Below are 12,855 nucleotides of genomic sequence, written 5' to 3'. Positions count from 1 at the left end.
TCAATGAGATTAAGAAAATCTAAAACGCCTGCCGTATACCAAAATAAGATGTTTTTTCATCCCGTTTATTCAGGTCAGCGGACTGACCGACAATAAAGGTACCTGGTGCTATCTGGTACTGGGTACGCAGCTTGACTCGCACATCATTTGGGTCGTATACATCCAGTGACATGCGCAGTTGATTGCCAAGCTTGGCATCAACGCCGACACCGGCTTTGCTGTCAATAATGCCGTAACGCTGATTAAAAGCCGGACCGCTTTTTCCTAGCTGGAGGTTTAGTTTACTGTCTTCACCGATATCACTGACGCCAATAACAGTAAAGTCCCTAGGGGAGGTGCTGATAGTAACATCGGCACTGCTTTGGTATTTGTGCTTATCTGAGTTGTATAGTGTTTCAACACTGGTCTCGGCTTTTATATCACTTACTTTATCTAGCATTTTATTGGCCTTCGCTGTCGCATCGCGAGCGTTTCTCAAGGTTTCTTTGATATTTTTTGAGGTTTCAGGGTCGGTTACAACCCCTTCTAGGGCAGCTGCCATTTTTTCGACCCGGCTGCTAGTTTGCCTAAGCGCAGCGATGGTCTCACGCAAATCTTTGGCTGTCTGCCCGTCATTGTCGACATTGGTGATCATTTTATCTACCCTGGCTGCTGTGTCCTTGAGACTGGCAGACATGGCTTTTAGGTTGCCTACCATAGCGGTCACATCTCCCTGGTTATTTTCAGCCAGGGTCGCTAAGGTTAACGTTAATCTGTTAAGGTTTGCCGTTATTTCACGAGTGTTTAATGCTGTTTCCTTGAGCGCTGCTTTTACCTTGTCGTCAGCTAATACATCATTAAGCGCCTTGACTAATATCTTAACCTCAGCCAATACCTGATTGGCTGTGACCATCATTTCGTCGAGCCCTTGAGGATTCTCACCATACACTTTATCGTGCGGGACTAAGAAGCCTTTGAGTTCCCGAGGCGGCATAATATTTATGTATTTTTCGCCTAGCAGGCCGTCTGAGCCGATGGTAAAGGCAGAACCTGCCGGTACTTTGACACCCGGGTTTAGCAGGATGTCGGCAGCCACGCCCTCAGGCAATACCCTGACATCGGCCACTCTGCCTACCTCGACACCGGCATAACGGACAATGTTACCTGGTTTCAAACCATTTACCTGCCCAAACACGGCCTGGATAGGATAGCCTTTGTCGCCAAAGCTAACGCCACTCAGATAGACAAGCATTCCACCCAGTAAAACAAGGCCGGCAAGAGTGATAGCTCCAACCTTGGCCTCGGTATTCATATTTTCGCCCTCCCTTTACTTTCCGGCAGGGCAGATGCCCCTCGGATAAACTTAGCCACAATCGGGTTTTCAGACTGTTTGATAGTATCTGGTGTACCTATTTCAATAATGCTGCCATCATAGATCATGGCAATCCGGTCGGCAATGCGAAAAGCACTCGACATATCATGGGTAACAACCACTGAGGTAGCGTCAATCATTCGCCTTGTACTCACAATAAGCCGATCAATGGTATTAGACATAATGGGGTCAAGTCCAGCAGTTGGCTCATCATAAAGAACAAGATGAGGGTTGATCGCAATGGCTCTGGCCAAACTGACCCTTTTTTTCATACCGCCTGATAACTCGTTCGGCATAGCATTCTCCTGTCCCCTGAGGCCTACCATGCGCAACTTGCGCCGCACTGTCCGCAAAATCTCTTCCTCTGGCATATCGGTATGCTGCCTAAGACCAAAAGCCACATTTTCTCCTACAGACATTGAATCAAATAGGGCTGAGTACTGAAAAACCATCCCCATTTCCAACCTGACTTTGTTGAGCTCATCTTCAGTCATGCGGGTGATTTCCCGGTCACTGACCCAGACCTCGCCGGAGGTGGGCTTCAACAACCCGATTATCAGGCGAAGCAGCGTGCTTTTGCCTGATCCACTGGGGCCGATGATGACCATGATCTCCCCTTGCTTCACTGTCAGGTTAATGTCTCTGAGGGTTTGTTTGCCGCGAAAGTTCATATTGACATTAACTAGCTTAATCATGGATTTACCTCGTTTAATGTTACTAACGGTATAATAGTACTGATAAAAAGTAATTACTAACAAAAATCAGAACAATAGACAGTACGACAGAGCCTGTTGTTGCCTGTCCAACGCCTTCAGCGCCTTGCGCGGTAGTTAGTCCTTTGTGACAGCCGATAATGGCAACAATACCGCCAAAGAACATGGCCTTAACCAAACCACCGGTAATATCGTGCGGTATAGCAAAGACCTTGATCGAGTTAAAGAATGTAAAAGAACTGATGCCAGAGTATGTTGTAGCAATCATGTAGCTGCCAATTGTACCAATGATATCGGCAAAGATAACTAATACCGGCACCATGACCATGCACGCAATCATCCGGGGAACTACCAAGTAGGCAACCGGGTTTACGGCCATAACCCGCAGGGCATCGATTTGCTCAGTTACCTTCATAGAGCCAATCTCAGCCGTAATTGCGGCTCCCACCCGTCCGGCAAACACAACCCCGGTCAAAACGGGCGATAGCTCGCGCCCCATAGCCACTGCTACCAAACCACCGACAGACGACTGTGCCCCGTATTTTACAAATTCATGAGCCGTCTGTACCGTCATTACCATGCCGGTGAACAGCATAGTGAGCAACACGATTGGCAGTGAATCTGCACCCAAATGCGCCATTTGCCTAAGCAGCAGTGTACTATTCATTTGTCGTAAGTGATAAATCGTCTGACCAAACAAGATTAGCACTTGCCCTATATTCTCAAAAGCACTGATAACACTTCTTCCAGTACGGGAAAACAGTTCAATAAGCATAGCTATGCTCCTTAGACCTTACTCAGACTCGGTAAATTAAGATAATGTTTTATTAGTATTCAATATCTATTTGCAATTCCCTGCTAAATCACAGTCATTTTAAATTTCCGAAATTTTCCGCATTTCAAGATGGCGGGCAGTTCTCTTTGAAATGAAAAAGCCGCTTAGCGCGGCTTTTCCATTATTAAACCATTATTTTGTTATGTTTATCATGACTTGAGTGTCACCATCTATGATGTAATCTGTGGATATTGATACTTTGCGCTTGCCGTCGTCGACTTTGCCCGCTTTGGCGGTTTCATTGCCGGTGTGTCCTGTTTTGGCAGGTTTCTTACCAGCAACACCGGGAAGTGCAGGATTAGGTGTTGGTTCAAACTTATCGGCAACCGGTTTGGCGCTTTTGCCTTCGCCATTCGGATTAGTGTCAGGCATATTCATCTCAATGGTCTCCACAACGATGTCGTTATTTCTGTCACGATTGACCAGTTCTTTAACAGCTTCGTCCAGGGATTTTGGCCGGGCTTTGGTCATAAACAGTTTGCTGAGATCTTCCTCACCGTTTTGGCGTTTGCCAATAAGCTGCGCCATAGAGACCATACCGCCGCCGCGCACTGATAGCATCAGCGTTCCAGGCTGCTGCTCTTTCGGCACAGTATAAGTAATATGCCTAGTTATGGGCTCAAGCCGGAATGGTTTGATTTTAACAGCGATATCTACCTTATCGCCAGGTTTGGCCGCAGCAGTGTTGACCTTTGCTTCAAGAATAGTTGCTGTGCGCCGTTCGCTGTCTACGGTAACGTTTACTTTAACATCCATAATGTCAACAGCACTGAACTGGTTGCCTGCTAAAAGCGCCAATGCTTCATGAACCTCGGCTACCGCCAGCTCACCTATATTTCCTTGCGTATAGAACATATTCTCGCGTTTCAACACGCCGCCGGGAATACCAGCTGCACTGATTTCAAAGTTGATTCTGGCAGTACCTGAACCAATGCGGTCGGTGGTCTTTTCAATAGCATTAAACACACTGACTGCCGAAAGAACAGGTGCAAGTTCTTCATCCTGCACAACCTGCGCCCATAGGTCATTGGTACGCCCCAGTGTTTTATCGGTAACACTAATCCGAAGTGGCACAATACCAGGAAATTGTCCAAGTTTACCGGCAATACCGGCGCCTCGATCCTGGGTGATCATGCCGATGGTTTCAGTTGAGGTTCCCACTTTGAACGAATTTTCCAAGCCGCTTAATGTAGTATATACCTCAGCATCTGTCAGGAAATAGTTAGCCTTACCCCGTTTAAGGAACTGATGGCCAAAGGCCAGTATTTTGTCTCCTTCCACATGGGTTACAGTGCCCAAAGCACCTACGCTGATATCACCCCGTACCAGTTGTACACCAACTGTGCTGCCAGGCTCAACTGTTTTGTAGGCAATGCCATTGTTGCTATCAGACATGCTGCCGCTCACTGCGTAAGGAGTCAAATTGTAGGGCTTTAGCTTGTCTGCCAGCAGCTTGAGAGCCTGCTCGCCAAAACCAGACACCATAAGCGGCGTACTTACGGCGTTACCCTGCTCTTCTTGCCCCCGAGTCTGCAGTTCACCCTGACCGCTATTCAGCTCCCATAACTTAAGCATATCGGCAATGGGTGTTACCATGCCGATCTTATGGTCGGTCAACGACCAGCCATAAGCGATGGCCCCAACCAGCTTACCATTTATATATACTGGGCTGCCACTCATTCCCTGAGCAATGCCGCCTGTTCGCTCGATAACGTCGCCATAGGTGCGAACCAAAATAAGATCACCGGACGGACCTTTTTGCTTCATAACTCCCAATACTTCTACGCCAAATTCCTCAATTTGGCTGCCTGCAACAACAGTTTTGGCTGTACCATGCATGCCTTTGACAATTTGATCAACAGGCATAAATTCAGGCGCAGCCTGGGCAAAAATCGGCAGCATTACGAATACCGCCACTAGCGCCGCCAGGCAACGCCCTATAAGTATACGCATATGTTCATCCTTTCGTAATTACCGCTTAATGGGTTCTATTCGTACTAATGTATCACCGCTTCTCACTTTGTCACCCGGCTTAGCCAATACTTCACGGACAATGCCGTCAATGTTGGCGCGTACAGCAACCGCCGGCCCGGTAAGGGTCTCAACATATACCAGAATATCGCCTTCCCGCGCCATAGCGCCAGGGGCAATCAAACCGTTTGATAACACATTCCCTGATAATACGCCACGCTGGTCTACCATCTGGCCAGCTGCCAGTGACCATAGAGCCGCGCTGACAACCAGCAGCAGAGTAATAACAATTATACTCTTTTTATGAGTCATACATAACACCTGCCTTTTGATTTTTGTGGAAAGGCTTCTCTACTTTCATTATATCGCATTTTCCCTAATTGGCAACACGGGAAATTACCAGAGCGTCTCCCACCCGCCGTTCACGCTTGTCTGAAGGCTTGTTGACAATCTTGCCCTTTATTACCATTTCACTTGAGCCGCCGCCATCTAAATTCATAGCATCTTGTGCACCCAATTCCTGCATGAAGAGCGCTAGCTCTAAAAGCGTCATGCCAATGCTGTTCTCCTGGCGCCCATCCACGACCACTGCCAGAAGATGGCTGTCAGCTTTCAGACCAATCGCTGTCCGCGGGGCACGTCCGCCAGCCACATCTGAGCCAAATTCTTCAACTTTTGTCGTTAAAAATACGCTGTTATTCCTAACCAGCATAGGGCCAGCGCCAAGCGCATGCTGGGTTTTATCCCATACTGGACCTATGGTCTGATTTATTTTCACACTGTCTCCCACCTTAAGGCAGGATATCAGTCTGGCGGCAGCACCATGCGCTGACAACACCAGCCCCTCGGCCGGTATTGTGGAATTGTTAGTATTAACGGCAGTTACCTTACCATTGACTACGACGTATTCTATTCCATAATTGTTACTACCAGTCGCAGGGGCATATAAGCCATTATAGAGTACAAGCTCGTCATCCGCACGTTCTCTGTTAACGGCGTTGATCGGTACTGTCCGGCTATCAGGCAATTCAATCTTGCCTTCATAGTGAACCTGATCAATGAGCAGCTTGCCATCAGGCATAATACCAAGTGCAGTACGGGGCAATTCAAGTGTGCTGACAATTTCGCCGTCCATCTTGAGCAAACCAATTATTGAGCCATCAAGCCCAAAATAAGAGCCGTTAACAGCAGCAAGCGCACGAGACCGTTCAACCATGGGCACTAGCGGTTCAAGCCCTTGCACTGCGCCATTGGATAAAACAGGCATGATAGCAAAGCCTGAATTCAGATCAACATCCAGGATATGGGCCCATACCGGGCCGCTAGCGGTACTCCTTAGCCATGAGGTATATTTCATGCCTGGCGCTACTTCTTCTACCAGCTTCTGCTCATAATTTTTAATAATGTCTACAATCAGGCGGTTTGGATTCTTTAAAGTAAATACTTTGTACATATAGGCTGTTTTGAGATCAACAACCGCCCTAAGTTTGCCTGGCTCAGTTTCAGCCAGCCTTACTTTATCAACGGTCCGGTCATTGAAAACAAATTGAGCTGCTGCCTTGCTTACAGCACCTGGCATATCAATGACCAGTCTAAGAGGGTTCTCCAGTGTTGTCACTGTATAGTCAGGCAATGTGGTAACATCAAAAACAATCCGCACTGTTTCAGCTGTCTGGCTTGTCCTGATTTTACTTACAACTGCATTCGGGGCGGCTGCTAATGCAGTACTCTGGATAATTAGCATAATGAGCGCCATAACAAGCAGACACCGCCGGAAATAATTAGTCATAATACCACATCCTTTGAATAAATAGACTTAGTTAATGTCAACGGAACCGTCCCCTTGACAGCGTTCCCCTGACAATATGTAGAGGAAGGCCAGGCTATTGAGCAGCCTGGCCTTTGACAGTGTTTTTACTCAACTGACGGTAGAGCATATCGGCCAGCCCCATACCGCCAGCTTTCGCCATGTCTTTTGTTAATTCTGTGTCTAATAATGATTGCATGGTCTCTTCGCCAGAAGTTTCGCCCAAGAGCTTAGTCTTAGGCACAGTGGCTCGCATACGCGAGAGCATCATGTTGAGGAAAACCGCTTCCATCTCCTGACAAGCAGTTTTGAGCTTAGCATCCTCACTTTGCTTTATCGAATCTGAAGCCGGCGATTTTGTAGACTGCTCTGACTCCTGGACGGCTTTCGCCAAACGATCGGCAAATGAAGCTCCTTGATCAGGCACGACTGCTCCGCTACTTACCGGGATTGTGTTCGGTTGTATGAGATTATTATTTATTTTCAAAATAAATTCACCCCTTAATAAGAGGCCCGCAGCTGGTTAGAAATGTCCAGCTGCTAGGCGCGACGAGGACGTGATCGTAGTCGTACTGGGAAGTACGTCGGAGGGAACGCCCGCAGGAGTAACAACGCAGATGGGCGTTTATAACCTGCTGCTTACATTACTTGGAGTTCTGCATGCATTGCTCCCGCCGCTTTTATGGCCTGCAGAATAGAGATGATATCTCGTGGGGTTGCACCTACAGCATTGAGGGCGGCAACTACATCACCGACGTTTGCCGAAGCTGGTAATACAATTAATCCTGCTGGCTGTTCCTTGGCCTCTACAGTAGTGTCTGTCGTAACTACTGTATTGCCGTCAGAGAAGGGCGGTGGTTGAGATACATTAGTTGTCTGTCCAATTTTGACAGTGAGACCGCCTTGGGCGACAGCCACTTGGTCGATGGTCACATTACTGCCGATAACAACGGTGCCAGTGCGTTCGTTAATGACGACTTTTGCCACTGTATCAGGGGTAACAGCCAACTCTTCAATTGCTGCAATAAAGCCGATAAGGTTATCACTGTAATAGTAAGGCACATTGATACTCACTGTACCTGGATCTTTTGCTATGGTTATCGGGCCAAAACGCTGATCAATAGCTTCACTGATACGGTTTGCAGTAGTAAAGTCAGGCTGGTTGAGGGCTAAATTAATTTTACCTTTGTCCTTATCAGCAAATGTCATAGGCACTTCACGCTCAACTAAGGCACCGCTGGGGATATTCCCTACGGTAGGGAAGTTTTTCTGCTGGCTGGAACCGCCACCGCTGGCCGAAAAACCGCCGGTTGATAACGCTCCTTGGCCAACAGCGTAGACTTGGCCATTAGCCGCCCTCAGCGGGGCTTGCAAGAGCGTCCCCCCTTGCAAGCTTTTGGCATCACCCATAGATGATACTGTAATATCGATTGAATCGCCTGATTTGGCGAATGGCGGTAGATTGGCTGTTACCATAACTGCAGCCACGTTTTTGGACTGTAGCTGGGCTGAGCTAACCATAACGCCGAATGACTTGAGCATATTGGCAACCGATTGAACGGTAAATACACTTTTATTCGAATCACCGGTACCTGCCAGACCTACGACTAAACCATAACCGACCAATTGGTTGCTGCGCACTCCCTGTACCTTGGCCACATCCTTAATTCGAGCACTAACTTGTGTTGGAACAGCCATTGCCGGAATTGTCAAACTTACGGCCAGCACAGCGACCAGAAGGATTGCTGTAAATTTGCGCATATGTCCTCCGTTTGTGTTTATCATTGTCCTTAGAATACGAAGTTGAAGATTTGTGTCAGTATTCCTTGCCGTTGTTTACGTGTTAGCGGGCCTTTGCCATCGATTCTAAGCTGGGCATCAGCCACATTGCTTGACAATACCGTATTATCAGCAGTTACATCTGCCGGTCTGACGATACCGGTTATAGTAATTTTCTGTTCTTCACCATTCTGCTTGATACTCTGGGTACCAGAAATAACCATCTGCCCATTTGGTTTAAGTTCAGTAACTTTAACGGTTACACGGCCTGTCACCTTGTTGGTATTAGCGATAGACCCTTTCGACTGAAAATCATCAGATGTCGCGGCACTTGCTGCAGCTAAGAAACTAAATATCCCTACGCCAGCATCAAGATTGGCACTAGCTGATTTTGAGTTAGCGGAACTTCCTGAACGGCTAGCACTTGAAGACTCACTGATAACGATTGTAATAACGTCACCAACGGCATGGGCCCGGTGGTCAGTAAACAGGTTGGCAGAAGGCACGGCATCTACCCAGAGAGATTCGGCTTGCGCAGTTGGAATAGACACCATAATGACTGTGAGTACCAGCAAGAAACCAACAAGCTTACGCATCAATACCTCACCTTACTTTCGGCTATATATGGGTCTGGATCGTAGTTTCATCTACTACCTGACCAGTAATCATCTTTTTAGAATTGGCGTTTTGCACTCGAATAAACTGACCTTGGCTGCCATTTTGCAGAGCAATCCCAGGCACACTTACCGCAATGTGGCCGATTTGGGCAACAATGCGAACTGTTTTGCCACGTTTGACTAGTATTGGCTTTTCCAGCATACTGTCAGTGATGGCTGTCCCTGGAGCCAATTGCCGCTTCACAGACAATCCTAGTATTTTATTAAGATCTGTAAAATATCCGGGCGGCATACGCCCGATATCACGCCGCTCAAAGGTTATGTCTGCAGAATCAATCAATTCACGCGCGGCTAAGGCGCGGCTTACAACAGCAACTTGTTCATATTTTTTTATATCAAATCTTAGGTTAGCCTTATTATATAGCTGACCAGCTACTGTAATCCCCACAGTTACATTGGTAGGTGCATTGTACTTAACGCCATATGGCAGTTCAATGGTAACCACAATCTCGCCTGGCGGAACAAGCACATCCTGGGTTCTGCCGGCTGGCGTAATAACAATATCGCTGCCAACAAGGCGCTCTTTCAGATAGTTTTCTGCCTGGTCTACAAGCCGCTGTCCAGTGATTAGCTGAGACAGTGCTGTTATTCTGAATTGCGGCGGGACTTGCCAGCTAATACCGGTAAAGTCTGTATGGCTAGCACTCAATCTTACACCTAAAAGTTCCCCTGTGAGCACCACACTTCGCCCTGGTGCCGGGGTATTCCCCAGCCTGATTTGACGTAAATTATCGATACGCTGATTGTCTTCACCACTTATAGTGGCGATGTCCCCAAGGGTAAAATACTGCCCACTAACCAGCGATTCGGCAGCAACATTAATTGTCAGCCCTTGAGCCTTGGCGCTGTTGCCGATAAATAATATACCGGCAACACATAGGAGTACCATGGTAAGCCGGTATAATTTAATCTTCATTGATTATTCCCTACCGTTTCAGGTTAGCTGCTTTCTCAAGCATATCATCAGCAGTCTGGATGGCTTTGGAGTTAACCTCATAAGCCCGTTGGGCAACAATCATATTAACCATTTCTTCAACTACCTGGACATTAGACATTTCGATATATTGCTGCCGCAGCGTTCCTGCACCGTCAGTGCCAGGATTACCAACAGTCGCCGTTCCCGAAGCTTCAGTTTCTTTGAGCAGATTACTCCCCATACTCAGTAAGCCTGCCGGATTCACAAAACGTGCGATGGTAATCTGCCCTGCATCTACGTCGCCGTTTGGGGTAGTATCAGTAACACGGCCATCAGTTGCGATTGTAAAGCCAGTAGATTGTTCGTTGAGGGTAATCGCCGGTTCCAACAGATACCCTTCAGAGGTTACGATCCGCCCCTGGGAGTCTTTCTTAAAGGAACCGTCCCGGGTATAGGCCAAAGTTCCGTCAGGCATAGTGATTTGAAAGAAACCATCACCTTCAATGGCAACATCATAGTCACTGCCACTACTTTGAAAATTACCTTGTAAATATAGTTTTTGGGTAGCCACCAGCCGGACACCATGCCCCTGTTGGATGCCACTCGGCACTTGAGTATCAGGGCCGGTTGCAGCACCGGGCTGGCGGATGGTCTGATACATTAGGTCTTGAAAATCAGTACGGCTTTTTTTGAAGCCGGTGGTATTTACGTTAGCCAAGTTATTGGAAATGGTGTCAAGATTGGCTTGCTGTGCAGCCATGCCTGTCCCAGCAGTCCACAATGCTCGAATCATTTACATTACCCCCATAAATAAAAATAAGCGAATGCCGCCTCAGTCGATCAGCAGCATGGGGGCTCCCTCTAGGTCCAGCCCCATACAAATTAAATCGAATTGTTTTCCCAATTACTTAAGTGTAAATTGCACCACCCGGTTAAACTTTACCTACTTCATTAACCGCTTTATCAAGCAGTTGGTCATGTGCCTGCACTGTTTTAGCGTTGACTTCATAGGCTCGGTATCCGGAAATAAGATTAACCATCTCTGAGACTATATTGACATTAGATTGTTCTAAAACTCCCTGTACCACCTTACCGGCTGCGGCCTGACCATTATTGGGAGCGCTAAAGAGACTCGCCCCCTCTTTAAGCAGCTGGCGGTCATCCGCAAAGTCAACCAGTCTCAGCTGACCGGCATCAACACCGTCAACTGTCACTCTGCCTGTTTCTTCAACAGATACTTTGCCGTCCGGAATTCTAATCGCCCCATTTTGACCAAGTACCCGGTACCCGTCACTAGTAACCAGCTCACCTTGCTTATTTCGGGAAAAAGCACCATTTCTGGTAAAACGTACGCCTGCAGGTGTTTCGACAGCGAAGTAGCCTTTCCCGTCAACAGCAAAATCGAGCGAATTACCAGTTGGGCGCATACTACCACCGGTCTGAATTGTCGCTATTTCGTCAATTATCGTACCAAGACCCAATCTGCCAATTGTTGCTGGGTTCTGGCCGTCATTTATGCGCTGGATTAAAATGTTAGCAAAATCTTTAGATATAGCAATGTCTTTTTTATAACCTGCTGTATTGCCATTTGCCAGGTTGTTGGCAATGGTATCTGTTCTTGTAGTTTCAGCCATCATTCCGGAAGCCGCAGTATAAATTCCCCGAATCAATAGTTACACCCCCTATGTATATATCGTTCTAGTTACACTACACCTTAACCGGCTAAGGTACCTTTTTTGAGCGTCGTGAGACTGTCTTGCAGGCTTTCCAGCGCATCAAGCGCCTTACCTGTGCCTAAGGCGACGCAGGATAAGGGGTCCTCAGCTAAGTATGTGGGGATGCCAGTTTCTTGGTTAATAAGCTTGTCCAAACCGTGAATCAGCGAACCGCCGCCGGTCATCACAATACCGCGGTCAACAATATCTGCAGCTAATTCGGGTGGAGTTTTTTCAAGTACAGATTTGACACATTCGACGATCAGCGATACCGGTTCAGCAAGTGCCTCCCTCGTCTCGGCTGAGCTCATCCGCATGGTCTTAGGCAAACCTGATACCAAGTCACGCCCGCGAATTTCCATGGTTTCGTTGCGACCATCGGGGTACGCTGTGGCAATGGCTACTTTAATGGCTTCGGCCGTACGCTCGCCAATTAGGATATTATATTCTTTTTTTACATGGCGAATAAGCGCTTCATCAAACTTATCTCCACCAATCCGGAGTGATTCACTGACAACAATGCCGCCAAGGCTAAGTACGGCAACATCAGTCGTACCACCGCCAATATCAACAACCATGGCACCGCATGGTTCGGAAATTTCTAAACCAGCACCAAGCGCGGCAGCCAACGGTTCCTCGATAAGATAGGTCTTACGTGCCCCAGCCTGCATAGCGGCTTCCAATACGGCCCGTTTCTCGACAGTAGTCACACCTGATGGAATGCACACCATAATCCTAGGTTTGAAAAAGAAGTTCTTACCAGCGACTTTTTGAATAAAATGCCTGAGCATACTCTCGGTGGTATCATAATCGGCAATTACACCCTCGCGCAAAGGCCGGATGGCGATAATATTGCCTGGCGTCCGGCCAAGCATCCGGCGAGCCTCCTCGCCAATTGCCAAAATGCGGTTACTATCACGATCAATGGCAACCACTGACGGTTCTCTTAATACAATACCTTTACCCTTTATGTATACTAAAACGTTCGCAGTTCCCAAATCAACGCCAATATCCATGGTTCCAAACATGCAGAATTCTAACCCCTTTCAAGCTATCTTCCATTTACTCTAAACCTGTCCTAAATTTTCACA

At 47.5% G+C, this 12,855-nt stretch carries 13 protein-coding genes; all 13 read right to left on the bottom strand.

What is annotated here, in order from left to right:
* Positions 1-19: 19 nt before the first annotated feature.
* Entirely contained in the window at positions 20-1,291 is a 1,272-nt protein-coding gene (locus B9A22_RS02415) for an MlaD family protein (RefSeq protein ID WP_084574013.1), read from the bottom strand.
* On the bottom strand, positions 1,288-2,046 hold the full coding sequence (locus tag B9A22_RS02410) for an ABC transporter ATP-binding protein (protein ID WP_084574012.1): 759 nt from the start codon (positions 2,044-2,046) through the stop codon (positions 1,288-1,290). Before B9A22_RS02410 ends, B9A22_RS02415 begins: the two co-directional genes overlap by 4 nt.
* Before the next feature lie 22 nt (positions 2,047-2,068).
* Positions 2,069-2,839 carry an MlaE family ABC transporter permease gene (locus tag B9A22_RS02405; RefSeq protein ID WP_084574011.1) on the bottom strand — a complete coding sequence of 257 codons (771 nt, stop codon included), beginning with the start codon at positions 2,837-2,839 and terminating at the stop codon, positions 2,069-2,071.
* Positions 2,840-3,031: 192 nt separating this feature from the next.
* The gene (locus tag B9A22_RS02400; protein WP_084574010.1) at positions 3,032-4,852 is read right to left on the bottom strand and encodes a SpoIVB peptidase S55 domain-containing protein; all 1,821 of its coding nucleotides are present in this window, start codon (positions 4,850-4,852) and stop codon (positions 3,032-3,034) included.
* Positions 4,853-4,870: 18 nt separating this feature from the next.
* Positions 4,871-5,182, bottom strand: coding sequence for a biotin/lipoyl attachment domain-containing protein (locus B9A22_RS02395; protein ID WP_084574009.1), 312 nt, complete (start codon positions 5,180-5,182; stop codon positions 4,871-4,873).
* Between the two features lie 64 nt (positions 5,183-5,246).
* On the bottom strand, positions 5,247-6,659 hold the full coding sequence (locus B9A22_RS02390; RefSeq protein WP_084574008.1) for a phosphodiester glycosidase family protein: 1,413 nt from the start codon (positions 6,657-6,659) through the stop codon (positions 5,247-5,249).
* 94 nt (positions 6,660-6,753) lie between these two features.
* Complete coding sequence (locus B9A22_RS02385) at positions 6,754-7,164, bottom strand: rod-binding protein (protein WP_245823759.1); 411 nt, start codon at positions 7,162-7,164, stop codon at positions 6,754-6,756.
* A gap of 152 nt (positions 7,165-7,316) precedes the next feature.
* A complete protein-coding gene (locus B9A22_RS02380) occupies positions 7,317-8,438 on the bottom strand; it encodes a flagellar basal body P-ring protein FlgI (RefSeq protein ID WP_084574007.1) in 1,122 nt (373 codons plus the stop codon).
* A 29-nt stretch (positions 8,439-8,467) separates the two neighbouring features.
* Positions 8,468-9,052: a flagellar basal body L-ring protein FlgH gene (locus tag B9A22_RS02375; RefSeq protein ID WP_084574006.1), complete on the bottom strand. Its 585-nt coding sequence runs from the start codon at positions 9,050-9,052 to the stop codon at positions 8,468-8,470.
* Between the two features lie 22 nt (positions 9,053-9,074).
* The gene (gene flgA / locus B9A22_RS02370; protein ID WP_084574005.1) at positions 9,075-10,049 is read right to left on the bottom strand and encodes a flagellar basal body P-ring formation chaperone FlgA; all 975 of its coding nucleotides are present in this window, start codon (positions 10,047-10,049) and stop codon (positions 9,075-9,077) included.
* 10 nt (positions 10,050-10,059) lie between these two features.
* The gene (flgG, locus tag B9A22_RS02365; protein ID WP_084574004.1) at positions 10,060-10,842 is read right to left on the bottom strand and encodes a flagellar basal-body rod protein FlgG; all 783 of its coding nucleotides are present in this window, start codon (positions 10,840-10,842) and stop codon (positions 10,060-10,062) included.
* Between the two features lie 139 nt (positions 10,843-10,981).
* The gene (gene flgF, locus B9A22_RS02360; RefSeq protein WP_084574003.1) at positions 10,982-11,719 is read right to left on the bottom strand and encodes a flagellar basal-body rod protein FlgF; all 738 of its coding nucleotides are present in this window, start codon (positions 11,717-11,719) and stop codon (positions 10,982-10,984) included.
* 44 nt (positions 11,720-11,763) lie between these two features.
* Positions 11,764-12,792: a rod shape-determining protein gene (mreB, locus tag B9A22_RS02355; RefSeq protein WP_084574002.1), complete on the bottom strand. Its 1,029-nt coding sequence runs from the start codon at positions 12,790-12,792 to the stop codon at positions 11,764-11,766.
* Positions 12,793-12,855 lie beyond the last annotated feature (63 nt).

This window comes from Sporomusa malonica, assembly GCF_900176355.1.
In the GTDB taxonomy this organism is placed as follows: domain Bacteria; phylum Bacillota; class Negativicutes; order Sporomusales; family Sporomusaceae; genus Sporomusa; species Sporomusa malonica.
The sequence above is the reverse complement of the archived record's forward strand: the minus strand, read 5'-3'. Positions and strand labels throughout refer to the sequence as shown.